The following is a 26,072-nucleotide window of genomic DNA, read 5'->3' as shown; positions in this document are numbered from 1 at the left end:
GCTCACCGTCGCAACGTAGAGAGGCACCCCCCATGACCTCCGTACAGGGAACCGCCGTCGAGATCCCCACCGAGGACGGCGTCGCCGACGCCTATCTGGCCCACCCGGGTGATGGCGTGCCCAGGCCGGCCGTCCTGCTCTTCCAGGACGCCTTCGGGCTGCGCCCTCAGCTGACGTCGATGGCCGACCGGCTCGCCGAGGCCGGCTACACGGTCCTCGTGCCGAACCTGTTCTACCGTCACGGGCGCGCGCCGGTCTTCGAACTGCCCGAGTTCATCGACCCCGGCGCGCGGCCGGAACTCTTCAAGAAGATCATGCCGGTGGTGCAGGCGCTCACGCCCGAGCTCGCGATGCGGGACGCCGGAGCGTATCTGCGCTGGCTGGCCGACCGCCCCGAGGTCGCCGCCGGCCCGGTCGCCCTCACCGGCTACTGCATGGGCGCACGACTGTCCCTGCTCACCGCCGGTACCTACCCGGACCGGGTGGCCGCGGCAGCCGGCTTCCACGGCGGGCGCCTGGCGACCGAAGCTCCGGACAGCCCGCACCTGGTGGCCGAACACATCACCGCCGAGCTGTACTTCGGCCACGCCGACGAGGACCCCTCGCTGCCGCCCGAGCAGATCGAGCGCCTCGCCGCCGCGCTGACCCGGGCCGGAGTCCGCCACCGGTGCGAGGTCTACGACGGCGCCCCGCACGGTTTCACCCAGGCCGACACCGCCTCGTACCACCGCGAGGGCGACGAGCGGCACTGGGCGGCACTGCTCGACCTGCTCAAGCGCACGTTCTAGGACGAACGCCGTACGGGGTGATCGGTCGGCTTGTGCGTCGGCCCGACGTCCAAGTGGTGCCGCAGGAAGCGCACTTGCCGGTCCAGCAGCTGCCCCGTGAGCGTCGAGCCGATCGGCTGGTGGCCGGTGCCCGGCAGAAGCAGGAGTTCGTGCGGGAGTCTCGCGGCCCGCAACGCCTCGGAGAGGCGGAGTGTGTTGACCGCCGGGACATTGATGTCGGTCAGGCCGTGGATCAGCAGCAGCGGGCGCGTCAGGCGCGGCGCGTCGAGCAGCAGGTTGCAGGCGTCGTACCGCTGCGGGAACGCGTCGGGGTGACCGAGGAACCGCTCGCGCCAATGGGCGTTGTAGAGCCGCTGGTCGGCGACGCCCGCACCGGCCACGGCGGCGTGGAAGACATCGGGGCGGCGCAGCACTGCCAGGGCGGCGAGTGCCCCGCCGAAGGACCAGCCACGGACGGCGACCCGGCCGAGATCGAGGTCGGGATGCAGGCGCGCGGCCTCGTGCAGGGCGGTGACCTGGTCGTCGAGGACGGGCCCGAACAGGTCGCCGTACACCTCGCGCTCCCAGTCGGGTCCCCGGCCCGGTGTGCCGCGGCCGTCGGTCGTGAGCACCGCGAATCCCTGCTCGGCGAACCACTGCGACAGCAGGACCCGCCAGTCCAGCTCCGTGGTGACGCGCTGGAGGGCCGCTCCGCCGTACGAGTCGACGAGCACCGGCAGTGGGCCGCCGCCCCGGCGGTACCAGGAGGGGAAGTGGAGCCGGGCGGCCAACCCTCGGGGCCCGAGGACGAGACGCTGTGCGTGGAGGTCGAGGACCGGGCGTTCGGCGTACGACAGGACAGCGACCGCCGGTCCGCCCGCGCGCAGCACCTCGGCCCGCCCGCCGGGCCGCTCGGCGTCACGGGTGACCCGGACCAGCGTGCCGCCGCGTGAGGCGCCGGAGCGGACGCCGGGCCCGGAACTCAGCTGCCGGAGGCCGAACTTGGGGCCGTAGCTCCACAGGTGGGTCTCCGTGGGGTCGTCGGAGGCCGTGAACAGGACCTCGTCGCCGTCGGTGCCGAGCACGGCCCGCAGCTGAAGTCCCGTGGGTGTCACGGGAGTTCCGTCCAGTGTGAGGTGTCTCGTACCCCGCAGGTCCCGGTGGGCGAGGAGAGCTCCGGAGATAGTGCGCGCGGGCAGCCCGGGCACGAGCTGCACCCAGCACGCGTCGCGCTGCTCGTCCAGGACAGTCGTCCGCCCGTCGTCCGGGCCGATACCGAGGAACCGGACGGTGTGCTGGTCACGGGACTGCACGACGGCCCAGGGTCCGAGTGCGTCCCAGCCGGCGCCCACGACGTACTCGAAGGCCGTCCGGTTCCAACTCACCGGTACCGGTGGGCCGTCGAGCGCGGAGAGCCACAGGGTGACGTCCGGGTTGGGGGTCCCGGCCAGGGCGGTGCGGGTCGCCGGTGGTCCGGCCGGCTCGGCGGTCGGCCAGGGCCGGACATTCGTGAAGTCGGTTCGGGCGAACAGCAGTTGTCCGCCGCTCGGGGACCACCAGTGCCCGCGGTTGCCGTCGAGGGATGTGGCGCCCGTGTGTACGGCGGTTCCGAACTCCACGCGCGGAGTGTCCGGTTCGGCCACCGGGCGATCCCCGGAGCCGTTCGCCTCCGCCACGCGCAGGGCGCCGTGCGACACGTAGGCGATGCGACAGCCGGTCGGATCGGGCCGGGGGTCCGCGACCGGGCCGACCACGGGCAGTCGGCGAGGCTCCCCCTTGCCCACGTCCAGCTTCCAGAGTCCGCCGGCCAGGGCGAAGGCGACGACTCCTGTCGCCGCGTCGGTGCCGTACGCCTCGATGCCGGCGGTTCGCGGCGAGCGCCCGTTCGCGAGCAGCCGGACGGGGTCGGCCAGCATCCTTTCCCTCCCCGAGGCGACGTCCAGCGCCCAGAGACAGGCGGCCGGATCGTCGCCCGTGCGCCCACGAAGGAACAGGACGGTTCCTCCGTCGGAGGAGACGGTGAACCGCTCGGGGACACCTCGGGTGAAGCGGCAGGTGCGGACGAGTTGTTCGGGGAGGCTGGTGAGCGCCATGCGGGGGTTCCTTCCACCACCCGCAAGATTGAAACGTGTGTTCGATAGGATCGCGACACCTGCCCCAACCATCACTTTGTGTTACCGTCTATCGTTTGCGCACTCATGACTTCCTGCCGGGCCTTCCTCGGTACGTCTCCTCTGCGGAAGGCTCTGCATGAACCACCCGGACCCTCACGGCACCGCCTCCTTCTCCGAGATGGCACTACCGCCCCAGGTGCTGCGCACCCTCACCGAACACGGTGTGCGCGAGCCCTTCCCGATCCAGGCGGCCACCCTGCCCGACGCCCTCGCGGGACGTGACGTCCTGGGGCGCGGGCGCACCGGATCGGGCAAGACGCTCGCCTTCGGCCTGCCGCTGCTCGTCCGGACGGCCGGGCAGCGCGCGGAGGCGAAGCAGCCCCTCGCGCTGATCCTGGTGCCCACCCGGGAGCTGGCCCAGCAGGTCACCGAGGCGCTCGCGCCGTACGCCGACGCACTCCGGCTGCGGATGGCCGCGGTCGTCGGCGGCATGTCGATCGGCCGGCAGACCGCCGCGCTGCGGGAAGGGGCCGAAGTCGTCGTCGCCACCCCGGGACGGCTGCACGACCTGATCGAGCGCAAGGCCTGCCGCCTGGGCCGGGTCCGGATCACCGTCCTCGACGAGGCCGACCAGATGTGCGACATGGGCTTCCTGCCGCAGGTCACCGAGGTGCTCGACCAGGTACGTCCCGACGGCCAGCGGATGCTCTTCTCGGCCACCCTCGACCGTGACGTCGACCAGTTGGTCAGCCGCTATCTGAACGACCCCGTGGTGCACTCGGTCGACCCGTCCGCAGGCGCCGTCTCGACGAGCGATCACCATGTCCTGGTCGTCCACGGCCCCGACAGGTACGCCGTCACCACGGAGATCGCCGCCCGTGACGGACGCGTGCTGCTGTTCCTCGACACCAAGCACGCCGTCGACCAGCTCACCCGGCATCTGCGGGCCGGCGGAGTGCACGCCGCGGCCCTGCACAGCGGCAAGTCCCAGCCGCAGCGCACCCGTACCCTCGCGCAGTTCAAGGACGGCCAGGTCACCGTCCTGGTCGCCACCAATGTCGCGGCCCGGGGCCTGCACATCGACGACCTCGACCTCGTCGTCAACGTCGATCCGCCCACCGACCCCAAGGACTATCTGCACCGCGCGGGGCGTACCGCCCGGGCGGGTGAGTCCGGAAAGGTCGTCACCCTGGTGCTGTCGGCCCAGCGCCGCGAGACGAGTCAGGTGTTGGCCGAGGCCGGCATCGAGCCGACCGTCACCAAGGTGCGCTCGGGCGAGGCGGAGCTGAGCCGGATCACCGGGGCCAAGGCTCCCTCGGGCACCCCGCTCGACCGGGGACCCGCCGTGCCGCGGCCCAAGAACACCAACGCCCCCTTCCGCGGGCTGGGCACCAGCAAGGACGCTTCCCGCGGCACCGGCGGCAAGTCCCGCAAGGCCGGCGAGGCCCGCAAGCTCGCCGAGGCCCGGAGGGCGGCCCAGGTGCGTCGCGGCGGCTGAGCGCCGTGGCCCGGCGGTGGCGTATTGATCGGCCGTCCGGCTCGGTTCATGAAGGCGGCATGCGGCGGAGCGCTACGGAGCGAACATGTGGGACGGTCCCTTCTACCGAGTCAGGCGCGACGGCTACGAAATCTGCTTCGTGCCCGGTGCGGACGAGGAGCTCGACGAGGTCTGCAACGTGGACATGTGGGTCACGCGGGACGACGGCGAGCGCTGGTCCGGAACCGTGTTCACCCTCGACGAGGTGCACCGGCTCATGGACCATCACCGGCAGACAGGCGAACCGGAAGGCGACTACTGGTGGTGCTGGGACGGTCTCATCGTCCGCGACGCGGGGGTGTCGTCGATCGTCAAGGTCATCGACGGCCTCGTCGCCACAGGCGAACTCGAGACGGTCCTTCGCCATATCGGCCCCGCGGAGGACGTCTAGCCCGCAGCTGACGTGCGCCAACGCAACCCCGATCATCAGCAGGCGGGCGTGGTCTCGTCGTCGGCGGTCATGTCCTGGGTGCCGATGACGGAGAGCAGTTCCAGCTGGGCGGCACCCTCGGTGCCGGGCGGGGCACTGAACCACAGCAGGCGCTGGCGTCCGTCCTCGCTGAACAGGGTGTGGCAGTCGACTTCGACGACTCCCAGCGTGGGGTGGACGATGCGTTTGTGATCGGTCCGCCGCAGAGCGACGTCGTGGATGTCCCACAGGGCGGCGAACTCCTCGCTGCGCCGCCGCAGGTCGGCCACCATCCCGGCGACTTCCGTGTCGCGGCCGCGCCGGGCGGCGACGGCTCGGAGGTCGGCGACGAAGGCCCGGGAGTGCTGCTGGTGGTCCTCGGTGGGATAGACGGTGCGGGAGCCGGGGTCGGTGAACCAGCGGTGGACGAAGCTTCCGGCCGCCCCCCGGCGCGTGGGAGCACGGCCGACCAGCGCGGCGGCGAGTTCGTTCTGGACGAGGGTCTCGTGCAGGTCGGTGATGATCTGCGCGGGCGTCGTGGTGAGCCGGTCGAGCAGGCCGAGCAGGGCCGGCTGGGCATGAGCGTTCGAGCCGCGGGCCACCGTGGGGACGGGCCGGTCCGCGAGGTGGAAGAGGTGGTCGCGTTCGTCGCCACCGAGCCGAAGCGCCCGTGCGAGCGCGGCCAGCACCTGCGCGGAGGGCTGCACGTCACCTCCGCGCTCGAGTTCGGTGTAGTAGTCCGCCGACAGACCGGCCAGCTGCGCGACCTCCTCACGCCGCAGGCCGGGGACGCGGCGCCGGGGTCCGGTGGGCAGTCCTACGTCGGAGGGCCGCACGCGGTCGCGCCGGGACCTCAGAAACGCGGCGAGTTCGGCAAGGTTCATCCGGCCATCATCACGCGGGACGCGGAGGCGAAGCCAGGGGATGCCGACCCCAGGGTGCACGCACCCCTGGCTGTGAGTGCGGCAGCGGGTGAGGGTGGTGTGCAGCGGCGGGCCGGCCCCGACGGCTTCGGTCCGCATATTCGCCACCCGCAGACACAGATGGAGCAACGCATGCCGTTCGCGAACTTCAAGGTCCCCGCCGGCACCCTCACCGAGGAGCAGAAGGAACAGATCATCACCCGCACCACCGAGCTTTACGTGGACATCTACGGCGAACGCGCCCGCGCCACCACCCTCGTCCTCGTCGAGGAGGTCACCGACGGCGGCTGGGGCATCGGCGGCAACGTACTGACTCTCGCCGAACTCCGGCGAACGGCGGGGAGTTGACCCCTCAGCCGTGAGGGGCGGAGTGGTCGACGGCCTCGGTGGTGCTCCCACCACCGGCCGCACCCACCTCACCCCTTCCCCGCCCCGCCCCCTCCACCAGTCGCCGGATGTCCGACAGATCGGCCTCGAACTCCGCGGTGAGGTCGACGGGAAGGTCCAGCCAGGGCCCGAGCCTGGTGTGGCCGGGGAGTTCGCTGTCCGGGAGCTGGCCGCGGCGGCTGCGTGGGTCGAGGGCACCGGGGGCGAAGCGGCCCGAGGCTTCGGACGTGGCGAAGCCGATCACGAAGGTGCTGATCAGCCGCTCCAGGCGGGGCACCTCCGGGTCCGGGACCCCGGCCTCGATCAGGGCCAGGTAGATGATGTCCACCGCGCGCACGGCGTCCGGTGTGACGGCGGGGCGCGAGAAGAGCAGGTGCGCGGCCCAGGGATGACGCTGGGTCACCTTTCGGCAGGCGTGCGCGAGGGTGTTCAGCCGTTCGTCCCAGGGCTGTTCCGCCACCGTGTCCGACGGCAACAGCGCGGACAGCAGGCGCCCGACCATGCCGTCCAGCAGCGCCGCCTTGTCCTTGACGTGCCGGTACAACGCCATAGGCGTGACACCGACCCGGTCGGCCAGCGCACGCATCGACAGTGCCTCCAGGCCGCGCTCGTCGGCGATGTCCAGTGCCGCGTCCAGGATCTCTTCCCGCCTGCCACCCATGGGTCTACAGTGTAGACGTATACGCCGTAGACATGAGGGGGAAGGATGCTCACAGCTGGCGGGTTGGTGAAGTGTCATGGCCGTCATCGCGCGCTCAACGGATTCGATCTGACGGTCGGGCCCGGCGAGATCGTCGGCCTGATCGGCCACAACGGCGCAGGCAAGACCACCTTCGTGGAGATCGTCGCCGGTCTCCTGCGTCCCGACGCGGGCCGGATCCGCATCGGGCCCTACGACGCGCTGACGGAAGGGCGGGCCGCGCGACGGCTCATCGGGATGGCTCCCCAGGAGCTGGCCCTGTACGGCAGCGTCACGGTGTCGGAGAACCTGCGCCTGTTCGCCGGCCTCACGGGACTGCGCGGGCGGCGCCGCGAGGCGGGGATCGGGCGGGTCCTGGAGGAGCTTCAGCTGTCGGCGCTCGCGGACCGGCCGGTGGGCGTGCTGTCCGGCGGGCAGCGCCGCCGGGTCCAGGCGGCCACCGCGATGGTCGGCTCTCCGCCTCTTCTGCTGCTGGACGAGCCGACCGCCGGGGCCGATCCGGAGACCCGCTCGGCACTGCTGGCCGCCGTCAGGGCGCGCGCCGAGACAGGTGTCGCCGTGGTCTACACAACCCACTACCTCCCCGAACTCGTCGACCTGGACGCCACGTTGGCCCTCGCGAGGGCGGGCCGGGTCATCGCGCGCGGCACCCAGGAGGAGCTCACCCGCCACCTGCCCGGCGAGCTCAGGGTCACCTTCGCCGATCCGGCGCAACCCGAGCTGCGGATGCCGACCGCGGACCCCGGCGCCGACCTGGCCGCCCTGCTCGCCTCCGGCCGTACGCCCGCCTCCGTCGACGTACACCGCCCAAGCCTGGACGACCTCTACCACTCCCTGGAGACCGCAGAGCTCGAGGGGACGCAGGCCCATGACGCCGCCGCGTGAGTCCGCCACCCGCCTCGGCGTCCTCGTACGCCACAACGCTCTGCTGATGCTGCGGGAACCCGGCCCGCTGCTGAGCCGGATGATCCTGCCGCTGGTCTTCATGACCCTGCTGCGTCCGCTCTACCTGTCCGCACAGGGCAGCACGGCAGGTACGGAACAAGCTGTCGTCGGCACGCTGGTCACCTTCTCGCTGCTCGCGCTCAGCATCTCCGGCAACGCGATCCTCACCGAGCGGCTCGGCCGCACCTGGGACCGGCTGCGCGGCACGCCGCTGCATCCGGCGGAGCTGCTCCTCGGCAAGGCCGCCCCGGTCCTCACCGCCCTGCTCGCCCAGCAGCTCCTGATCATCGGCTTCGGGGTGTGCGTGTTCGGGCTGCGGGTCCCGCATCCGTTCCTGCTGCTGGGGGTCCTGCTCAGCTGGAGCTGCACGCTGCTCGCACTCGGGGCGCTGCTCGGCGTGCTGGTGCGCACCATGGGCGAGCTCTCGGCGGCCTACGACATCGGCGGCATGCTCCTCAGCAGCGTCGGCGGCGCACTCGTCCCGCTCAGCGTCCTGCCGGCGTGGGTGGCAGACGTGGCTCCGGTCTCCCCCGGCTACTGGGCCGCCCACGGCCTGCGCGCCGCTCTCGCGGGCGACGCCCGCACCGCGGCGATGGCCTGCGGCACGCTCTTCGGCCTGGCCGTGGTCTGCGCCACCCTGGCCTCGGTCCGGCTTCAGGGCCGCAGCGGGCGGGTGGTGGCGCTCTAGGCAGGCACGTTCGCCGCGCATCCGCGTCGGGCGCAAGCTGGAGAGGTGGCCCGTGTCCCCTTGCCCGGCAGGTGGCAGGAGCGGTTGGGAGGATCGAGATGACGGCGATGGCGCATCTGCCCGAGGTGGTCTCACGCGAGAAGTGGCTCCGCGCCCGCAAGGAGCTGCTCGCCGAGGAGAAGGAGGTCACCCGGGCGCGCGACCGGGTCAACGCCGCCCGGCGGCGGCTGCCGATGGTCCACGTCGAGAAGCCGTACGTCTTCGAAGGTCCGCACGGCGAGGTGAGCCTGCTCGAACTCTTCGAGGGACGGGCCCAGTTGGTCGTCCATCACTTCATGTGGACCTTCGATCTCGACGCCGACGGCACCGAGCACCCCCGCGACACCGGCTGCCCCAGCTGTTCCTCAGCGGCCGACCAGATCGGCAACCTGCGGCAACTCCATGTCCGCAACACCTCGTTGGCCGCGGTGACAAGGGCGCCGTACGCGAAACTCGCCGCGTACCGCGCGCGGATGGGCTGGTCGTTCCCCTGGTACTCCTCGGCGGGCGGCGAGTTCAACTACGACTTCCACGCGACCGTCGACGAGCGCGTCGCACCGGTACAGATCTTCCACCGTTCCGAGGCCGAGCTCGCCGACGCCGGTACGCCCTGGTCGCCGAGCATGCGCGGCGACTGGCCGGGGATCAGCGCCTTCCTGCGGGTCGGCGACGAGGTCTTCCACACCTACTCCACCTTCGGCCGGGGCATCGAGGAGTTCCACAACGGCTATCCCCACCTCGACCTCACCGCCCTCGGCCGTCAGGAGGCATGGGAGGAGCCGAAGGGCCGCGCGACCCCGCTCGGGCTCCAGGTCGGCGGTCCGGCGATGCGGCTTCCCGACGAGTACGACTGAGCTGACGAGTACGGCTGAGCACCGATGACTTCCGCGTCCGCGCAAGGTCTTGCTCATATACGGCTCCCGCAGAACGGATGTGATGACCGTGCCGAACAGTTCCGCCCACGCCAAGGTCAACGGCCTGGAGATGTACTACGAGACCCACGGCGACGCGTCTGACGGGAGCCGTCCGCTGGTGCTGCTGCACGGCGGCGCCCAGACGGTCGGCCTGGCCTTCTCGGCCGTACTGCCCGCCCTGGCCGCCGACCGGCATGTCGTGGCTCCCGAGCTCCAGGGGCACGGCCACACCGCCGACATCGACCGTGAGCTGACGGTGCCGGATCTGGCGTCGGACGTGGTGACGCTGCTCGACGAACTGGGTATCCAGCAGGCCGACTTCCTCGGGTTCAGCCTGGGAGGGCTGACCGCGCTGGAGATCGCCGTCAGGCACCCGGATCGGGTCGGACGGCTCGCGCTCGCCGCCACCATGTACACCCAGGACGGGGTCCACGAGGAGGTCCGCGTCCCGGACTACAGCTCGCCCCGGCTGCCAAGCCAGGCCGACTTCCAGGAGATGGCCGACACGTACGCGGCCGTCGCACCCGACCCCGAGCACTTCCAGGACTTCCTCGCCAAGGTCTCGGCGGGGGCGCACGCCCCGCTGCCCTGGACCGCCGACGACCTGCGGGGACTCCGGGCGCCCACGCTGCTGCTCGTCGGTGACAGCGACTTCGTACGGGTGGAGCACGCGGCGGAGATGCAACAACTGATCCCCGAGGCGCAGTTGGCCGTCCTGCCGGCCACGACGCACATGTCCCTCATGCGGCGGACATCTCTGCTGCTGCCGCTGCTGAGCGAGTTCTTCGCGTGACCGGACCGGCACAGGGGCCCGGGGCGGTGGGATGTGGCAGAACGGGCTTACTCGAAGCCCCCGTTGCTCTTCAGCAGCTGCCCGTTGATCCACTGGCCCTCCCGTGAGCACAGGAAGTCCACCAGGTGAGCGGTGTCCTGCGGGGTCCCGAGGCGGCCGAGCGGGGTGGCGCCGATGCAGTGCGCGCGGACCTCCTCGGTCATCCAACCGGTGTCGACGGGGCCGGGGTTGATGGCGTTGGCGGTCACGCCGAGAGGGGCGAGTTCGTGGGCGGCGGCCAGCGTGATGCGGTCCATGGCGCCCTTGCTCGCCCCGTAGGGCAGGTTGCCGACGGTGTGGTCGCTGGTGAGGCTGACGATCCGGCCGGTGCCCTTATCCGCGCTGAAGCGGCGGCCGTACTCTCGGATGAGCAGCCAGGTCGCGCGCGTGTTGACGGCGAAGTGCCGGTCGAAGCTCTCGACGGTGGTGTCGAGCAGGCCGGAGTCGACCGACTCGCAGTGGCTCATGACCAGCGCGGTGACGGGGCCCAGCCGCCGCTCCACCTCGTCGAAGACCCGGGCCGGTGTGTCGGGGTCGGCGAGGTCCGCCTCGATGGCGGCGGTGGCCGCGCCCCGCTCGGACAGGATCGCCTCGATCGCCTCGGTCGCGTCGGGCTCGGTGCCCCAGGCCATACGGGCGTCGTACGGGTTCCAGTAGGTGAAGGCGATGTCCCAGCCCGAGCCCGCCAGCCGCTGCGCGATACCGGCGCCGATACCGACGGTGCGGCCCACGCCGGTGATCAGGGCGAGGGGGCGGGCGGCAGAGAGAGATCCTGTTGTCACGGGACGGGATCGTTCACGAGCGGCCCAGGAGCGGCAACTGCTTTTCCGACCGCAGACGCGTCCCAGCCGTCGGCCGAGGACCTGACATTCGCTCAACTCTGGCACAGGGGCAGCCCCCCGGAGGCCGCTTGGCTGAAACCCGCCTCATTGTGACTTGAGTTCAACCGCGCTATTCGAGAGTTCTCCGCTTACCAACGGTAATGCCTTGCTTTACCGTATCGCCTGCCGTAAGCCTTCGACGACAACCAGCCAAGACTCTGGGGGGAGTTGGCTTATGGGGGGAGTTGGCTTATGGAAGGCACGGTTGACGGGTTCCGCTATGGTGCGGTGACCCCGGTGGCCGCCTACTTAATGGCGTGCTTGGGAGGGGCTCTGGGACTGCGCTGCATCGTGCGCACCCTGCTCAGTAATCAGTCGTGGAAGGCCGGCTGGCTGGCACTCGGTGCAGCCTCGATCGGCTGCGGCATCTGGACGATGCACTTCATCGCGATGATCGGTTTCCAGGTCGTGGAGACCCGGATCCGCTACAACGCCGGCCTCACGGTCCTCAGTCTCGCCGTGGCCATTCTCGTCGTGGGCATCGGCGTGTTCATCGTCGGCTATCGCGGCGCCAGCACCCTGAACCTGTCCTTCGCGGGTGTGATCACCGGGCTCGGCGTGGCCGCCATGCACTACCTCGGTATGGCGGCGCTGCACCTCAACGGGACGATCCGGTACGACGCCATCGCTGTCGCGCTCTCCGTGGGCATCGCGATCGTCGCGGCGACCGCGGCACTGTGGGCGGCCGTCACGATCCGGGGTTTCATGACGAGCCTCGGGGCCAGCCTGATCATGGGCGTCGCCGTGACGGGGATGCACTACACGGGCATGTCCGCGGTCAGTGTCCATGTGCACAGCAGGACCGGCGGCTCGTGGGCGGGTGATTCGCCCACCTCGCTGCTGCTGCCCATGCTCCTGGGACCGGTGATCTTTCTGCTGCTGGCCGGAGTGGTGGTCATGTTCGACCCTCTCCTGGTACTCGGCGACGGCGACTGGAACCGCTCGTCCGCCTCCGCCTCGACGGAGAGCAACACGCGGCAGCCCGACTCGCTCTTCGAGAACGAGGAGGACAGGGTGGTCCACGCCCGCGCACCGCAGGATCCGCAGTGGGCCGCACCGCACGGTCCGCACAGGTGAGAGTCATCCCCCTGGAGCCCCCACGGATCCGGTGATGTCCCGGAAGGGGGGAGCACTGTTCGGCACTCCCCCCTTCCGGGCCGGATCTAGATCGTTGTTACGGTGCACCGGTGTCTGACTCCTCACGCGATACCGCCGAAGGCGCCGGCTGGGGCTCTGCCCAACTCGGCGAGTACCGGCGTCTGATGCCCTCCAAGGTCGAGAAGATCTCGTGGCTGAACCCGAAGACGCTGTGGGCCGCCCGCAACGGCGTGGTCGCCTCCTGGTTCGGGGACCCGACGGGCCGTACCCGAAGCCGCTGGGTGGCGCAGCGCGCGGCGGCCGGCGCACCCGCCGACAAGGTGATCCGGCGCGAGGACCCCGAACGGTTCTCGTTCATGGTCATCGGCGACACCGGCGAGGGCGACGACCCTCAATACGCCGTCGTGCCAGGCTTTCTGAAGATCAGTCAGGACACCCGCTTCGCAGTCGTCGCCAGTGACGTGATCTACCCGGTGGGCAGCGCGGACGACTACGGCACCAAGTTCTTCCGTCCGTACCAGGACTATCCGGCGCCGATCTACGCGATACCCGGCAACCACGACTGGTACGAGGACCTCGGCGCCTTCATGCGCGTCTTCTGCGACGACGCCCCACCCCTCGATCCCGAACCCGCGCCCCGCCCCCTGACCCGCGCCTGGCTGCGCTCCCTGCTGTGGCACCGACCGCGCGCCGAGGACGGCCAACACCTCGACGAGGCACGCCGGTTGCGTGCGGCACCGGCCCAGCAGACCGCACAGCCGGGTCCGTACTGGGCCGTCGACGCCGGCCCGCTTCGCATCATCGGCATAGACACCGGGCTGCTCGGCACCATCGACGCCGAACAGGGCGCCTGGCTGCGCGAGGTCTCGCAGGGCCCGCGCCCGAAGATCCTCATCACGGGCTCGCCGCTGTACGTGGACGGCGAGCACCACCCCTGCGCCATCGAGGGCGGCGGCACGGTCGACGACATCGTGCGCGCCCCGGAGCATCACTACGTCGCGGCGATAGGCGGCGACATCCACAACTACCAGCGCTACCCGGTCGACGTGGCCGGCCGCACCATCCAGTACGTCGTCTCTGGCGGCGGCGGCGCGTTCATGCACGCCACCCACACCATCCCGCACATCTCGATCGCGAACGTCACCGAGAAGGACTTCCGCTGCTATCCACTGCGCGGCGACTCCCTGGCCTTCTACAGCAGGCTCTACGGCCGCCGGCTGCACCTGCGCCGCTTCTTCACCCTCACCGAGGCCGAGGCCACCGCGGTGATCGCCGAGCGGCTCGGCATCCCGCCCACGCGCCTCCCGGGCGAGCCGGCGCGCGTCACCTTCCGCACTCGCCTGGTCGCCAGTCTCCTGGGCGCGGGCGGCCGCCCGGACCGCACCTCGCGGTTCCGCCTCCCGGTGCGCAAGATCTACACGCAGCTGTTCTCGCCCAGCTCGGCGACGTACAGCCCGCCGTTCTTCAAGTGCTTCCTGCGCCTGGACGTCACTCCGGCGGCGGTGCGTCTGCGCTGCTTCGCGGCCACCGGCAATCTCGCCCAGGAGATCGACCCGCCGGTCGAGGACGAGGTGACCATTCCCTTGCCCCGATCTTGACTCGAAGGGCCCGGCGATCGGGAACATCATGCGGGACGGGCGGGTTGGCACTGCCGTACTACTTGATACATCAAACAACCCGGAGGAGCCCGTGCCGTCGTCCCCCCGCCCTCTGCGCAAGCTGGGCTTCCTGACCATCGGCCTGTTCGACGAGGCGGATCCGCGGCGCGGCCACGAGTCCACGCTGGAGATCATCGAACTGGGCGAGCGGCTCGGCTTCGACAGCGCGTGGCTGCGCCACCGGCATCTCCAGTACGGCATCTCGTCCCCCGTGGCCGTCATGGCGGCGGCCTCTCAGCGCACCAGCCGCATCGAGCTCGGCACGGCCGTGATCCCGCTCGGCTGGGAGAACCCGCTGCGGCTGGCCGAGGATCTGGCGACGGTGGACATCCTGTCCGGCGGCCGGATCAACCCGGGCGTGAGCGTGGGCCCGCCGATGCACTTCGACGAGGTCAAGGGGGCGCTGTACCCGGCCACGGCCGACGCCGAGGACTTCTCCTACGAGCGGGTGCGGCGGCTGCTGGACTTCGTGCGCGGCAAGCCGGCCAGCGACTTCAGCGGGGTGCAGGGCTTCGAAGTGTTCTCCGACCGGGTGCAGCCGCACTCCCCCGGCCTCGGCCGACGGCTCTGGTACGGCGGCGGCAGCCTGAGCTCCGCACGCTGGGCCGGTGAGCACGGCATGAACTTCCTGACCAGCAGCGTCGTCAAGGCGGAGAGTGGCGAGGGCCCGTACGACTTCGCTCAGATCCAGCTCTCGCACATCCGCGCCTTCCGCGCCGCCCACCCGGACGGCGCGGACGCCCGGGTGTCCCAGGGGCTCGTCGTCATCCCCACCGACTCGGCCTCGCCGGAGCAGCGCGCGAAATACGAGGAGTACGCGGCCAAGCGCACCCCTCGGACCACGTCACCGCAGGGCCCCGCGCGGCTGATGTTCGCGCCGGACATCGTCGGCACGTCGGAGGAGATCGCCGAACGGCTGCACGCGCACGCCGCGTTCCGTGAGGTCGACGAGGTCGCGTTCGCGCTGCCGTTCACCTTCGAGCACGAGGACTATGTCCAGATCCTCACCGACATGGCCACGAAACTGGGGCCGACGCTGGGGTGGCGGCCGGGCGCGTAGGCCTGCCGGCCACTGGCCCGGCGCCGCCCAGTAGCGCCCCTCCGGACCACCTCACCTCACCAGCGCCCCACCTCGGTCCCGGTGATCGCCTCCGACGGCTTCCCGTCCGGTCCCACCGGCACCTCCCCCGCCAGCATCACCCGGTGCATGGTCCGGGGGGAGCCGAGGTGGGCGTTGTCGCCGGGGGCCAGGTGGATGGTGGCGCGGTTGTCCCAGAAGGCCACGCTGCCCGGCTCCCAGCGGAAGCGGACCGTGTACTCGGGCCGGACCGCCTGTTCGAGGAGCATGTCGAGAACCGCCCGGCTCTCGGCACGGGAGAGGCCGGCGATCTGCTCGACGTAGTAGCCATTGACGTAGAGGATCCGCTCCCCCGACTCGGGGTGCACCCGCACCAGCGGGTGCAGCGAGGCGACCTGGTGGTCCAGGAGGTGGCGGACGTAGGCGTCATCGCCCGGGCGGGGCTGATAGCCGACCCCGAGCCGGTGCTCCACGCGCAGGCCGTCCACGAACTCCCGCACCGGAGCCGACAGTCCGGCGTAGGCGGCCGCGAGGTTGGACCAGGTGGTGTCGCCGCCGTACGGCGGAACGGTCTCGGCGCGCAGGATGGTCGCCGCGGGCGGGTCGATACGAGCGCCGTGGTCGCAGTGCCAGCCGCGCAGCAGCGTGTGCCGCCGACGCTGCAGCCACTCCTCGTGCTCCATGCCGAACTTCCCGCCCAGCTCCAGGCGGTCGGCGGTCGTCTCGATCTCGGCGAACTCCGCGGGCGAGGCGCTGCCGCGCCTGCCCAGGACCACGGGCTCACCGAACCTTCGGACGAAGGCCACATGGCCGGCGTGGTCGAGTTTCTGTCCGCGGAAGAACACCACCTTCCAGCGCAGCAGCGCCGCCTGGATCGCGGCGACCACGGAGTCGTCGAGATCGCCGGAAAGATCGACCCCGGTGATCTCGGCTCCGATGTGCCCGGCCACCGGGTTCACCTCGATGCCCGCGTCCCACTCCGCCGTGCCCGTGTCCGTCGTCATACGTGCTCCGTTGATCGCCGTCATCCGTCCGAAGTCCGCGCCCCACGGGCACGTCACCCATGGTTGACTGCCCAGCGTGACCGTCCCCTCAACTCCCCAGGAGCCCAGCGCCTTCGTACGGCGCCTGCGGGCGGGTGAACAGCTGCCCCTGCCCGCAGACTCGGTGGCCGCCTGGGAGACCTTCCCCTTCGAGGGCGACCTCCGGGTCAAGCCCTTGCAGCCCCCCGTCCTCCCCGAGCCCGCCCGCTCCGGCGAGGACGACCCCGAGGAGTGCCCCACCTGCCGCAAGCCCGTGACGGAAGCACTCTGGTCCGACGACCACTGGCGACTCGACGCGGTCGGCACCGAGTCCCGCCTCCCGGCGGTGGTGATGCTGCAACCGCGCGGCCACTACGACCTGACCGACCTGCCCGCCGAACGCGCGGCCGAGCTAGGGCCCCTGCTCCAGCGGGCGGAGCGGGCGGTGCGCAGCCTCGACGGCGTCGCCCGCGTCCACGTCAACCGGTGGGGCGACGGAGCGGCCCACCTGCACTTCTGGCTGCTCGCGCGGCCCGCGGGGCTCATGCAGCTGCGGGGAACCTTCCTTCCCGTATGGGAAGAACTCCTGCCGCCCCTCCCTGACGAGGAACGCCGACAAGCCCACCGGCGGATCGCCGCAGCCCTCGCCGCTGAAGGCGGCACGGCCCACACCATCCCCTGACGAGGCATCCGGATCCCGCCGTCCTCGTCCGCGCCCGTCCGGTTGATCATTGCCCGCCCCGTCCGTGAGGCTGGGGGGACGACACTGTCAAGGGAAGGTCCGGACGTGATCAGCATCCCGACGCACACGCTCAACGACGGTACGAAGATTCCCGCCCTCGGTCTGGGCACCTGGCCGATGGACGACGCCGAGGCGGAGCGGGCGGTCGCCACCGCCCTGGAAAGCGGCTACCGGCTCCTCGACACGGCGACGAACTACCGGAACGAGACCGGTGTCGGCCGGGGCGTGGCCGCCGGCGGCGTCCCGCGCGAGGAGATCCTCGTGACGACGAAGCTGCCCGGACGGCATCACGGCCACGAGGAGACCCTGGCCTCCTTCGAGGAGTCCCGCGCCCGTCTCGGCTTGGAGTACGTGGACCTGTATCTGATCCATTGGCCGCTCCCCCGTGTCGACAAGTACGTCGACTCGTGGAAGGCCATGATCAAGCTCCGCGAGGACGGTCTCGTACGGTCGATCGGGGTCTCCAACTTCACGGCCGCGCACATCGAGCGGCTGGAGAAGGAGACCGGGATCCTGCCGTCCGTCAACCAGATCGAGCTGCACCCCTTGTTCCCGCAGGACGAGCTGCGTGCCTTCCACGCCGACAAGGGCATCGTGTCGGAGAGCTGGAGTCCGCTGGGCCGGGGTTCGGACCTCCTGGACGACCCGGCCGTGGCCGGCGTGGCCGAGGCGCACGGTGTCACGCCCGGCCAGGTGATCCTGCGCTGGCACATCCAGCTCGGCGCCCTGCCGATCCCGAAGTCCGGCGACCCCGAGCGGCAACGCACCAACCTCGACGTGTTCGGCTTCGAGCTGAGCGAGGCCCAGATGGCGGCGATCGCCGACCGTGCGCACCGGCGCCTCGGCGGGGACCCGGAGGTGCACGAGGAGTTCTGAACCGCGGGAGGGGTACCCGGGGCGCGTGAGTGAGCGACTGCGGGACTACCACGGCAAGCGGGACTTCGCACGCACCGGTGAGCCCGAGGGCCGGGAAGGGCACACCGGTGCGAAGCCGCGGTTCGTCGTGCAGATCCATGACGCGAGCACCCTGCACTTCGACTTCCGCCTCCAGGTCGACGACGTGCTGAAGTCCTGGTCGGTCCCCAAGGGCCCCTCCGACGTCCCCCAGGACAAGCGGCTCGCCGTGCCCACGGAGGACCATCCGCTGGAGTACGAGGAGTTCGAGGGCGTGATCCCGCACGGCGAGTACGGCGGCGGCACCGTGATCGTCTGGGACCACGGGACCTACGAGCCCCTCAGCCATGACAAGAAGGGGCGTGCCGTCGACTTCGGCCAGTCGCTGGAGCGCGGACACGCCACGTTCCGGCTGCACGGGTCGAAACTCCACGGCACGTACGCCCTCACCCGGTTCCGTGAGGGGTCCTGGCTGCTGGTGAAGGCAGCCGAGGGGCGGGCGCCGGGGCACGGCACGCCCGATCCGCGCCGGGCACGCTCGGTGCGGACAGGCCGGACCCTCGCCCAGGTCGCCGCCGAGGAGAACTGAGCCGGAAGATCCACCGAATTTCGCCCCAACTGGCCTTCTGTGCCTCTATGTTCACAGCGACGTTCACCGCGACACGTCGTCGCCCAGAACACGAGCCAGGAGGCCTTCCGTATGCGCATCGCGCTCCGTACCGCCATATCCGGCGCGGTCGTCACCGCCACCGTCTTCGTCGGCGGCACCGCACAGGCGACCCCGCCCGGCCCCGGAGTGACCGGCACGCTGATCGCCCAGAAGACCGTGGGCGACACCGACTACGTCCTCAGAGAGATCACGGTCCCGCCGGGCCAGGCGACCGGCTGGCACTACCACGCCGGTCTCGTCTACGGGTACGTCAAGCAGGGCACCCTCAGCCACTACCACGCCGACTGCGCCAGTGACGGCGTCTATCCGCAGGGCACCGTGGTGCGCGAGCCCGGCGGCCCGAGCGATGTCCACCTCGGCCGCAACGAAGGGTCCACCCCGCTCGTCCTGGAGGTGCTGTACGTGCTCCCGCACGGCTCGCCGTACTCGCAGGACGTGCCGAACCCCGGCTGCTCCTTCGAGTGAGCGACGTGATCAGAACTCTGGCGGTTCCAGCGACTGCTCGGCCCAGATCGTCTTTCCGCTGCCGGTCTGCCGGCTCCCCCAGCGCTGGGTGAGCTGGGCGACCAGCAGCAGCCCGCGGCCGCCCTCGTCGAAGGCGTGGGCGCGCCGCAGGTGCGGTGATGTGGAACTGCCGTCGGAGACCTCGCAGATGAGGGTGCGGTCACGGATCAGCCGGAGCTGGATGGGCGGTTCGCCGTATCGGATGGCGTTGGTGACCAGCTCGCTGACGACGAGTTCGGTGACGAAGGAGGCCTCCTCCAGTCCCCAGACGGCGAGTTGCTCGGTTGCGGCCTGTCGGGTGGCGGCCACGTGCGCGGGGTCGGGCTCGACGTCCCAGGTGGCGACCCGGTCCGCGCCGAGAACCCGGGTGCGGGCCAGCAGCAGGGCCACGTCGTCGCTGGGTTCCTCGGGCAGTACGGCCTTCAGGACGGTGTCGCACAGTTCGTCGAGGGTGTCCGTCTTCGCGGTGAGCGCGCGGCACAGTTCGTCGGTGGCGTGGTCGACGTCGCGGTCCCGGTCCTGGGTCAGACCGTCGGTGTAGAGGGCGACCACGGCCCCTTCGGGCAGTTCGATCTCCGTGGCCTCGAAGGGCAGGCCGCCGACGCCGAGCGGGGGCCCCGTGCTCAGGGGGACGAGGCGCGCCGTGCCGTCGGGCAGGACGACGGCGGGGGGCGGGTGACCGGCGGCGGCCGCGGTGAGGCGGCGCGAGACGGGGTCGTAGACGGCGTAGAGGCAGGTGGCGCCGAGCTCGGCGACCTCGACCCCCTCATCGGGGCGGTCGTCGGATGCGAGGTGGGTGACGAGGTCGTCGAGGTGGGTGAGGAGTTCGTCGGGCGGCAGGTCTACGTCGGCGAGGGTGCGCACGGCCGTGCACAGGCGGCCCATGGTCGCCGAGGAGGGGATGCCGTGGCCCACCACATCACCGACGACCAGGGCGACGCGGCTGCCGGAGAGCGGAATGACGTCGAACCAGTCGCCGCCGATGCCGGCCAGCGAGCCGGAGGGCAGATAGCGGTGGGCGACCTCGACCGCGGCCTGTCCGGGCAGGCCGCGCGGCAGGAGGCTGCTCTGCAGGGCCAGTGCGGTGGTGCGTTCGCGGGCGAAACGGCGGGCGTTGTCGACGCAGACGGCGGCCCGGCTGGCGAGTTCCTCGCCGAGGACGGCGTCGTCGCCCCCGAAGTCGTCGGGGTGGGCTATACGGACGGCGACCGCGACGCCCAGGGTGGTGCCGCGGGCCTTGAGCGGCACGGCGAGCACCGAGTGGACGCCCTTGCGGTACGTGCGGCCGGCCGGGGCGCGGGCGTTGCGCTCGGCGACCCAGCGCATGAAGTCGGGCTCGCCGGCTTGGCTGAGGGCCGCCCGCCCCTCCCGCAGGGCCCGCGCGGGCGGCGAGGAGGCAGGGTAGACGTCCGTCTCGCCGAGGCGGACGGCGGCCTCGGGGGTGCCCTCGTGGCCGGAGCCGTGGGCGACTCGGCGCAGGACGATGTCGCCCTCCAGCGCGGTCGGCGGCTCGTCCGCGCCGAGCACCCAGTCGAGCAGGTCCACGCTGGCGAAGTCGGCGTACTGGGGCACGAGGAGTTCGACGAGTTCCTCGGCGGTGCGCACCACGTCCAGGGTGGTGCCGATGGCTGCCGCCGCCTCGTTGAGCAGGGCCAGCCGTTGGCGGGCCCAGTACTGGTCGCTGTTGTCGAACGCGGCCAGGGCGACCCCGGTGAGTTCCTCGGAGCCTTCCTCTCGCACGGGCCACATCTCGATGGTCCAGGCGTGATCCCGGTTGAGGGCGGGCGCGCCGGTGAAGCTCTCGTAGCGGACGGGTCTGCCGGTCTCGGCGACCTGGCGCAGGCCGGCCAGGAACCCGCGGCTGTGTTCGGCGTCCTCGACGCTGTCCGAGAAGAACCGGCCGAGCAGGGCTTCCTCCGGGACTCCCATGACCCGGCAGGCCACGTCGTTGAGACGCAGGTAGTGCTGACGCGTGTCGAAGATCGACATGGACATGACCGCCTGCTGGAAGGCCTGTCCGGCCAGGGTCGGCTCGGCGGAGCCGGGCGGCCGGGCGGTGATCACGTATCCGGCGGGGGTGCCGTTCCCGCCCAGGACGGGACACGCCTCCACGAAGCGCGTGAGAGAGGAGCCGTCGCGGTGCCGCAGTACGACGGTCCCCTTCAGCGCCGCCACGGCGGGTCCCGGCGGGTCCTCGGCGAGCAGCTCCCGTGCCGCCCGCCCCACGACCTCCTCGGCCGTGCGTCCCGTCAGCCGCCGGGCACCCTCGCTCCACCCCGTCACCATGCCTGAGGCATCGGTGGTCGCCGTAGCGGAGACGTGCTCCATATCGTCCAGGATGGTCCCTTTGCCGGACCGCATCAACCGAAACGGTGCAACCGGGCCCCGCCCGTCACTGCCGGTGTGCGCGCAGGGCTTCGAGGGCGCGGTCGGCGTGGGTGTTCATACGCAGTTCGCTGCGGACGACCTCCAGCACCGTACGGTCCTGGGCGATGACGAAGGTGACGCGTTTGGTGGGCGCCATGGAGAAGCCTCGCTTGACGCCGAAGAGCGCGCGTATCTTGCCGTCGACGTCGGACAGCAGGGGCATGCCGAGGGTGTGCCGTCCGGCGAACTCCTGCTGGCGTTCGACGGTGTCGCCGCTGATGCCCACCGGCCGGGCGCCGGCCGCGGCGAACTCGGCGGCGAGGTCGCGGAAGTGGCAGGCCTCCGCGGTGCAGCCGGCGGTCAGGGCGGCGGGGTAGAAGAAGAGGACGACCGGGCCGTCGGCGAGCAGTTCGGACAGCTTGCGGCTGGTGCCGGTCTCGTCCGGGAGCTCGAAGTCCTCGACGGTGTCGCCGGTTTCCAACGCCTTGCTCATGCCTGGCCCTCCCCGTTCTTCGCGATGCTGCGTGCCCACAGCACGAGCGGCAGTTGCAGCGGCAGCCGTCCGAGGGCCGCCGCCTTCAGCGGGGCGGGACGGTCACGCCAGTCGGCGGCCATCTTGACGTTGGCGGGAAAGACCCCGACGAAGAAGGCGGCCGTGGCGAGCGCGGCGGTCCGCCGGGTCTTGGGCAGTACCAGACCGGCGGCGAGCGCGAGCTCCACGGCACCGCTCGCGTAGGTCCAGGTCCGGGGCTTGCCGGGCAGGGCCCGCGGGATGGTGGCGTCGTACGGCCGCGGTGCGGCGAAGTGGGTGACGCCCGCGGTGGCCAGCAGGCCGGCGAGCAGCAGGGGTGAGCGTGGGGACCGTGGCACGGTTCCTCCTCCTGGGGGCTGCCGCGCACACTACTGGACGGTACAAGCACCTTGTGCAGCGGCCTCCGCCCTTACCGGGAGCGACGGTTGTGGGTGCCCGGGGTGTAGCCGAAGGAGCGGTGGAAGACGTCGATGAATGCGCTCGCGGAGGACCAGCCGCAGCGGTGGGCGACGGTCGTGACGGGAACGTCGTCGGCCAGCAGGCGCAGGGCGTGGTAGAGCCGCGACTGGGTGCGCCACTGCGGGAAGGTCATGCCGAACTCGCCGCGGAACAGACGGCTGAGGGTGCGTTCCGAGGCCCCGGTCGCGGCGCCGAGGGCGGCCAGGGTGCGCGGGTCGGCGGGGTCGGCGTGGACGAGCGCGCAGACCTCGGCCAGTCGGGGATCGGTGGGGGTGGGCAGCAGCAGGGGCTGCTGGGGCGAGGCGCGCAACTGGTCGCGCAGTACGGCGAGGAGGCGGTGGCGTTCGGGGCTGTCGTCGGCGGGGTCGCGGGTGTAGGCGAGGATCAGCTCGCGCAGCAGTGGGCCGACGGCGAGGACGGTCGGGGCGTCCAGACCGAGTGGGTTGTCGTCGGCGGGGAGGCCGACCAGGTGCAGGTGGAGCCGGCCGTGGGCGCGGTGGGCGTGGGCGGTGCCCGCGGGTACCCAGATGGCGCGGGTGCCGGGCGCGAACCAGGTGCCGGCGTCGGTGGTGACCGCGAGGACGCCGGAGCCCGCGTAGACGATCTGGTGGTCGTCGTGCCGGTGGGCGTCGATGCGTTCGCCTGCGGCGAGGTGCTGGGCACGCGTGGGCGCCGAAGGCGTGTGGCGCATGGCCGGGTGGCGGATGTTCGGGTGGCGGATGTTCGGGTGGCGGATGTTCGACATCAATGGGCAGATTATCGAAAGCGGGCCAGACACCGCTCCGGCGAAGCTCGTCCGGTGTCCAAGAATCGTTCCCTCATGCTGATGTCGCTCGGTCACGCCTGTGTGGACGTGTACCAGGGGGCCGTCGCCGCCCTGGTGCCCTACTTCGTCGCCGAGCGCGCCTATTCCTATGCGGCCGCGTCGGGCATCGTCCTGGCCGCGTCCCTGCTGTCGTCGGTCGTGCAGCCGCTGTTCGGCGCGCTCACCGACCGCTGGGCGATGCCGTGGCTGCTGCCACTGAGCGCGCTGACCGCGGGGTCGGGGGTCGCGCTGAGCGAGGTCTTCGGCTCCTATCCGCTCACCCTGGCGGCCGTCGCCGTGTCCGGGATGGGGGTCGCGGCCTACCATCCGGAGGCGGCCAGGGCGGCGCGAGCCGTCGCGTCCGGCGACAACACGGGGATGGGGTGGTTCTCGCTCGGCGGCAATGTCGGCTTCGCCCTTGCCCCGCTGCTGGTCGCCGCCGTGATCGCCACGGGCGGGCTGAACGCCTCTCCCTTGCTGGCCGTGCCGGCCGTGGCGGGTGCTGCCCTGTGCGCGGCGGCGGTACGCGCCTCCCGGGTCCGCGCGCCGGCCGGACGGCCGACCGAGAGCTCCGGAAGCGACGACTGGCCGTCGTTCCTGCGGCTCTCGGGCGCGGTCGTGTGCCGGTCGGTCGTGTTCGTCGGGCTCAGCGTCTTCGTCTCGCCGTACGTCAGTGAGCGCGTCGGCGGCGGGGACGTGGCCGGTACGGCGGCGCTGTGCGTGCTCTACGCGGGCGGCGCCGTGGGCACGGTCCTCGGGGGCCGGCTCGCCGACCGGTACGGGCGCGTCGCGGTGGTGCGCCGGGCGTATGCGCTGACCGTGCTCGCCGTGGCCGGGGTGGTGCTCGTCCCCGGCCCCGCGGTGTATCTGTTCGTCGCCCTGACCTCGGCCGGCCTGTACGTGCCGTTCTCCCTGCACGTCACCCTCGGCCAGGACTGTCTGCCGGGGCGGGTGGGTACCGCGAGCGGGGTCACGCTGGGCCTGACGGTGAGCGTCGGCGGGCTGGCCGCCCCGGCGCTCGGAGCGCTGGCCGACACGACGTCGTTGCGGACCGCGCTGGTGCCGCTGATCGTCCTGCCCGCGCTGGGCGGTCTGCTGCTGCGGGGGTTGCGCGAGCCCGCACCGGTGCGCCAGTCCGCTCCGCGCCTTCCGGTGCGATGAGCCTCAGGCGGTACCGGCCGGCGTCGGCTCTTCGCTGTCGTCGTCGATCGCGTGGGAGAGGAAGTCGTCCACCATGCGATGGAAGAGCCCGGCCAGCTGCCGGAGCTCCTCGGGCGACCACTCCGCCAGGGCCAGCTGCATACCGCGGGCGCCGGCGTCGCGGATGCGGTCGATCGCCTGCTGACCGGTCTCGGTGAGCTGGATGCGCTGGGCGCGCCGGTCGTCGGGGTCGGGGACGCGCGTGACATAACCCGACTTCTGCAGCTGCTGGACGGTGCGGGTGACGTGGGAGGCCTCCACCCCCAGTCGGTTGGCCAGCTCCCCCGGGCGCATCGGTTCGGTGTCGGCGACCTGCCGCAGCAGCGCCACGGCGGCACGGTCCAGCGGCACCTCGGCCAGGGCCATCAGCCGGTCGTGCTGCCGGGCCCGGGTGCTCAGGTAGGTGATGCGGGTGAGCGCCCGCTCGATCTCGATGACTTCCGGGGACGCGGGGACGTCGGGGAGCGGCTGTGAGGACATACTCGCCAGTTTACCATCTTGTTGCGTAACTCAAGTAACCTCCACGGTCCGCACGGTCTCGTGCCAGGCCGCTCCGGTCGCGATGGCCTGCCGCCACCGCCGGATCGCCTTGGGCGGCATGCCCACCGCGAGGGCACCGCTGACGCGGTCGCCGGTGCGGTACCCGGCGACGAACCGGCGCTGCGCCAAGTCACCCTCCACGACGGCGACTTCGTCGTGCCCGCGCAGGAAGCCGTACGCCTGGATCTTCATGTCGTACTGGTCGGACCAGAAGTACGGCACGGGCGCGAAGGGCTCGCGCGCCTCCTCGGCGGCGAGCAGGTTGCGGGCTGCCGCCATGCCCTGCTCGGCCGCGTTGGTGCGGTGCTCGATCCGCATCGAGGTGCCGAACAGCGGGTTGTACCAGCGGGCGACGTCGCCGGCCGCGTACACGTTCTTCGCGGCCTCGCAGTACTGGTCGCACACCAGCCCGTCGCCCACCGTGAGCCCGCTGCCCTCCAGCCACTCGGTGTTGGGCAGCGAGCCGATGGCCACGAGCACCTCGTCCGCCTCGATCTCCTCGCCACCGGCGAGCCGGACGCCGTCCTCGGTCACCTCGGTCACGGTGACTCCGCAGCGCAGGTTGATGCCCCGGTCCACATGGACCTTGGCCAGCATCCGCCCGACCTCCGCGCCGACCGCGTGCGCCAGCGGCACCGCAGCCGGTTCGAGGACGGTCACCTCGGCACCGAGGCGCCAGGCGACCGCGGCCGCCTCCGCACCGAGGAAACCGGCGCCCACCACGACCAGGCGCTGCCCTGTGCTCAGCCGCTCCCGCAGCGTGAGCGCGTCGTCCAGGGTGCGCAGCACGTGCGCGCCCTCACCGGGCAGGCGGCGCGGCCGTACCCCGGTGGCGATGATCAGTGCGTCGTACGGCACCTCGGAGCCGTCGCCCAACTCCACTGTGCGGGAGACGAGTTCGAGGCCCGTCGCCGCGACACCGAGCCGCAGGTCGAGGTCGAGCGCGGCCAGGTCGGCGGAGGTGCGCAGGGCGAGCCGGTCCCGCTCCCACTCCGCTGCCAGGACCTGCTTGGACAACGGCGGCCGGTCGTAGGGAGGGTCGGGCTCCTCACCGACGAGGGTGATCGTGCCGTCGTACCCCTCGCGGCGCAGTGTCTCGGCCGCCGAGAGCCCGGCGGCGGAGGCGCCGACGACGGCGATCCGCCTCACGCCCGGACCAGCCGGATCGCCGCGGCCGGACAGACCGCGACGGCTTCCTTGACGTCGTCGACCTGGTCGTCACCGATCTGTTCCGTCAGGAGGATCGCGATGCCGTCGTCGTCCTGGTCGAACACGTCCATGGCGGCGACCACGCACTGTCCGGAGGCGACGCACTTGTCGGCTTCCAGTTCCACCTTCATGGGATTCCCCTTGTCTTTCTCGCGGTT

Annotated in this window: 28 protein-coding genes; 16 read left to right on the top strand and 12 right to left on the bottom strand. The window is 71.5% G+C overall.

From position 1 onward, the window contains the following. Nucleotides 1–32 precede the first annotated feature (32 nt). Nucleotides 33–788 (top strand): dienelactone hydrolase family protein, encoded by a 756-nt coding sequence (locus RNB18_RS18575; protein ID WP_311715182.1) that lies wholly within the window; start codon nucleotides 33–35, stop codon nucleotides 786–788. On the opposite strand, the gene RNB18_RS18570 is transcribed toward RNB18_RS18575, so the two are convergent. Further along, nucleotides 785–2,860: a S9 family peptidase gene (locus tag RNB18_RS18570; protein ID WP_311715181.1), complete on the bottom strand. Its 2,076-nt coding sequence runs from the start codon at nucleotides 2,858–2,860 to the stop codon at nucleotides 785–787. The genes RNB18_RS18575 and RNB18_RS18570 overlap by 4 nt on opposite strands. A gap of 157 nt (nucleotides 2,861–3,017) precedes the next feature. On the opposite strand from RNB18_RS18570, the gene RNB18_RS18565 reads away from it, so the two are divergent. Together RNB18_RS18565 and RNB18_RS18560 are read left to right on the top strand one after the other, a co-directional pair. Next, complete coding sequence (locus RNB18_RS18565; RefSeq protein ID WP_311715180.1) at nucleotides 3,018–4,379, top strand: DEAD/DEAH box helicase; 1,362 nt, start codon at nucleotides 3,018–3,020, stop codon at nucleotides 4,377–4,379. A gap of 85 nt (nucleotides 4,380–4,464) precedes the next feature. Then, entirely contained in the window at nucleotides 4,465–4,809 is a 345-nt protein-coding gene (locus tag RNB18_RS18560; protein ID WP_266519951.1) for a hypothetical protein, read from the top strand. A gap of 35 nt (nucleotides 4,810–4,844) precedes the next feature. Here RNB18_RS18560 and RNB18_RS18555 read toward each other — a convergent pair whose 3' ends face one another. Further along, nucleotides 4,845–5,711, bottom strand: a complete 867-nt coding sequence (locus RNB18_RS18555) for a helix-turn-helix transcriptional regulator (protein ID WP_311715179.1) — start codon at nucleotides 5,709–5,711, stop codon at nucleotides 4,845–4,847. A gap of 171 nt (nucleotides 5,712–5,882) precedes the next feature. Between RNB18_RS18555 and RNB18_RS18550 the strand changes: the two genes are divergently transcribed. Then, entirely contained in the window at nucleotides 5,883–6,098 is a 216-nt protein-coding gene (locus RNB18_RS18550; RefSeq protein WP_069758390.1) for a 4-oxalocrotonate tautomerase family protein, read from the top strand. A gap of 4 nt (nucleotides 6,099–6,102) precedes the next feature. Here RNB18_RS18550 and RNB18_RS18545 read toward each other — a convergent pair whose 3' ends face one another. Next, on the bottom strand, nucleotides 6,103–6,798 hold the full coding sequence (locus tag RNB18_RS18545) for a TetR/AcrR family transcriptional regulator (RefSeq protein ID WP_311715178.1): 696 nt from the start codon (nucleotides 6,796–6,798) through the stop codon (nucleotides 6,103–6,105). 45 nt (nucleotides 6,799–6,843) lie between these two features. Here RNB18_RS18545 and RNB18_RS18540 point away from each other — a divergent pair, with 45 nt between their 5' ends. From RNB18_RS18540 to RNB18_RS18525, 4 genes are all read left to right on the top strand, one after another. Beyond that, nucleotides 6,844–7,722 (top strand): ABC transporter ATP-binding protein, encoded by an 879-nt coding sequence (locus RNB18_RS18540; protein WP_311715177.1) that lies wholly within the window; start codon nucleotides 6,844–6,846, stop codon nucleotides 7,720–7,722. Continuing rightward, nucleotides 7,706–8,470, top strand: a complete 765-nt coding sequence (locus RNB18_RS18535; RefSeq protein WP_311715176.1) for an ABC transporter permease — start codon at nucleotides 7,706–7,708, stop codon at nucleotides 8,468–8,470. The genes RNB18_RS18540 and RNB18_RS18535 overlap by 17 nt, the downstream gene beginning before the upstream one ends. A 98-nt stretch (nucleotides 8,471–8,568) precedes the next feature. Beyond that, on the top strand, nucleotides 8,569–9,363 hold the full coding sequence (locus RNB18_RS18530) for a DUF899 domain-containing protein (RefSeq protein WP_311715175.1): 795 nt from the start codon (nucleotides 8,569–8,571) through the stop codon (nucleotides 9,361–9,363). Nucleotides 9,364–9,445: 82 nt separating this feature from the next. After that, nucleotides 9,446–10,216: an alpha/beta fold hydrolase gene (locus RNB18_RS18525; RefSeq protein ID WP_311715174.1), complete on the top strand. Its 771-nt coding sequence runs from the start codon at nucleotides 9,446–9,448 to the stop codon at nucleotides 10,214–10,216. 47 nt (nucleotides 10,217–10,263) lie between these two features. On the opposite strand, the gene RNB18_RS18520 is transcribed toward RNB18_RS18525, so the two are convergent. Then, nucleotides 10,264–11,037, bottom strand: coding sequence for an SDR family oxidoreductase (locus RNB18_RS18520; RefSeq protein ID WP_311715173.1), 774 nt, complete (start codon nucleotides 11,035–11,037; stop codon nucleotides 10,264–10,266). A gap of 291 nt (nucleotides 11,038–11,328) precedes the next feature. On the opposite strand from RNB18_RS18520, the gene RNB18_RS18515 reads away from it, so the two are divergent. The 3 genes from RNB18_RS18515 (at nucleotide 11,329) to RNB18_RS18505 (ending at nucleotide 14,952) form a co-directional block, all read left to right on the top strand. Next, on the top strand, nucleotides 11,329–12,213 hold the full coding sequence (locus RNB18_RS18515; protein WP_311715172.1) for an MHYT domain-containing protein: 885 nt from the start codon (nucleotides 11,329–11,331) through the stop codon (nucleotides 12,211–12,213). 110 nt (nucleotides 12,214–12,323) lie between these two features. Beyond that, a complete protein-coding gene (locus RNB18_RS18510; RefSeq protein ID WP_311715171.1) occupies nucleotides 12,324–13,832 on the top strand; it encodes a metallophosphoesterase family protein in 1,509 nt (502 codons plus the stop codon). A gap of 91 nt (nucleotides 13,833–13,923) precedes the next feature. Next, nucleotides 13,924–14,952 carry an LLM class flavin-dependent oxidoreductase gene (locus RNB18_RS18505; RefSeq protein WP_311715170.1) on the top strand — a complete coding sequence of 343 codons (1,029 nt, stop codon included), beginning with the start codon at nucleotides 13,924–13,926 and terminating at the stop codon, nucleotides 14,950–14,952. Between the two features lie 56 nt (nucleotides 14,953–15,008). Here RNB18_RS18505 and RNB18_RS18500 read toward each other — a convergent pair whose 3' ends face one another. Further along, nucleotides 15,009–15,974, bottom strand: coding sequence for a TauD/TfdA dioxygenase family protein (locus RNB18_RS18500; RefSeq protein WP_311715169.1), 966 nt, complete (start codon nucleotides 15,972–15,974; stop codon nucleotides 15,009–15,011). Nucleotides 15,975–16,050: 76 nt separating this feature from the next. On the opposite strand from RNB18_RS18500, the gene RNB18_RS18495 reads away from it, so the two are divergent. The 4 genes from RNB18_RS18495 to RNB18_RS18480 all read left to right on the top strand — a co-directional run bounded on the left by RNB18_RS18495 (nucleotide 16,051) and on the right by RNB18_RS18480 (nucleotide 18,763). Then, nucleotides 16,051–16,674: an HIT family protein gene (locus tag RNB18_RS18495; protein ID WP_311715168.1), complete on the top strand. Its 624-nt coding sequence runs from the start codon at nucleotides 16,051–16,053 to the stop codon at nucleotides 16,672–16,674. 105 nt (nucleotides 16,675–16,779) lie between these two features. Then, nucleotides 16,780–17,610, top strand: coding sequence for an aldo/keto reductase (locus tag RNB18_RS18490; RefSeq protein WP_311715167.1), 831 nt, complete (start codon nucleotides 16,780–16,782; stop codon nucleotides 17,608–17,610). Nucleotides 17,611–17,635: 25 nt separating this feature from the next. Then, a complete protein-coding gene (locus RNB18_RS18485; protein WP_311715166.1) occupies nucleotides 17,636–18,217 on the top strand; it encodes a DNA polymerase ligase N-terminal domain-containing protein in 582 nt (193 codons plus the stop codon). Nucleotides 18,218–18,328: 111 nt separating this feature from the next. Then, nucleotides 18,329–18,763, top strand: a complete 435-nt coding sequence (locus tag RNB18_RS18480) for a cupin domain-containing protein (RefSeq protein ID WP_311715165.1) — start codon at nucleotides 18,329–18,331, stop codon at nucleotides 18,761–18,763. 9 nt (nucleotides 18,764–18,772) lie between these two features. Here RNB18_RS18480 and RNB18_RS18475 read toward each other — a convergent pair whose 3' ends face one another. The 4 genes from RNB18_RS18475 to RNB18_RS18460 form a co-directional block, all read right to left on the bottom strand. Continuing rightward, nucleotides 18,773–21,130: a SpoIIE family protein phosphatase gene (locus RNB18_RS18475; protein ID WP_311715164.1), complete on the bottom strand. Its 2,358-nt coding sequence runs from the start codon at nucleotides 21,128–21,130 to the stop codon at nucleotides 18,773–18,775. A gap of 64 nt (nucleotides 21,131–21,194) precedes the next feature. Then, nucleotides 21,195–21,662: a peroxiredoxin gene (locus tag RNB18_RS18470; RefSeq protein WP_311715163.1), complete on the bottom strand. Its 468-nt coding sequence runs from the start codon at nucleotides 21,660–21,662 to the stop codon at nucleotides 21,195–21,197. Continuing rightward, nucleotides 21,659–22,039: a DoxX family protein gene (locus RNB18_RS18465; protein ID WP_311715162.1), complete on the bottom strand. Its 381-nt coding sequence runs from the start codon at nucleotides 22,037–22,039 to the stop codon at nucleotides 21,659–21,661. The genes RNB18_RS18470 and RNB18_RS18465 overlap by 4 nt, the downstream gene beginning before the upstream one ends. Before the next feature lie 71 nt (nucleotides 22,040–22,110). Next, on the bottom strand, nucleotides 22,111–22,905 hold the full coding sequence (locus RNB18_RS18460) for an AraC family transcriptional regulator (protein WP_311715161.1): 795 nt from the start codon (nucleotides 22,903–22,905) through the stop codon (nucleotides 22,111–22,113). An 81-nt stretch (nucleotides 22,906–22,986) separates the two neighbouring features. On the opposite strand from RNB18_RS18460, the gene RNB18_RS18455 reads away from it, so the two are divergent. Next, nucleotides 22,987–24,126: an MFS transporter gene (locus RNB18_RS18455; protein WP_311715232.1), complete on the top strand. Its 1,140-nt coding sequence runs from the start codon at nucleotides 22,987–22,989 to the stop codon at nucleotides 24,124–24,126. A 3-nt stretch (nucleotides 24,127–24,129) separates the two neighbouring features. On the opposite strand, the gene RNB18_RS18450 is transcribed toward RNB18_RS18455, so the two are convergent. The 3 genes from RNB18_RS18450 to RNB18_RS18440 are packed head-to-tail and all read right to left on the bottom strand — an operon-like array spanning nucleotide 24,130 to nucleotide 26,045. Then, the gene (locus RNB18_RS18450; protein ID WP_311715160.1) at nucleotides 24,130–24,645 is read right to left on the bottom strand and encodes a MarR family winged helix-turn-helix transcriptional regulator; all 516 of its coding nucleotides are present in this window, start codon (nucleotides 24,643–24,645) and stop codon (nucleotides 24,130–24,132) included. A gap of 30 nt (nucleotides 24,646–24,675) precedes the next feature. Next, on the bottom strand, nucleotides 24,676–25,854 hold the full coding sequence (locus tag RNB18_RS18445) for an NAD(P)/FAD-dependent oxidoreductase (RefSeq protein WP_311715159.1): 1,179 nt from the start codon (nucleotides 25,852–25,854) through the stop codon (nucleotides 24,676–24,678). Further along, on the bottom strand, nucleotides 25,851–26,045 hold the full coding sequence (locus RNB18_RS18440; protein ID WP_311715158.1) for a ferredoxin: 195 nt from the start codon (nucleotides 26,043–26,045) through the stop codon (nucleotides 25,851–25,853). Before RNB18_RS18440 ends, RNB18_RS18445 begins: the two co-directional genes overlap by 4 nt. Nucleotides 26,046–26,072: the final 27 nt, after the last annotated feature.

Origin of the sequence: Streptomyces doebereineriae (assembly GCF_031845645.1) — a bacterium.
Taxonomy (GTDB): Bacteria; Actinomycetota; Actinomycetes; order Streptomycetales; family Streptomycetaceae; genus Streptomyces; species Streptomyces canus.
Note: the sequence above shows the minus strand (reverse complement) of the source record. Positions and strands in the feature narration are given on the sequence as shown.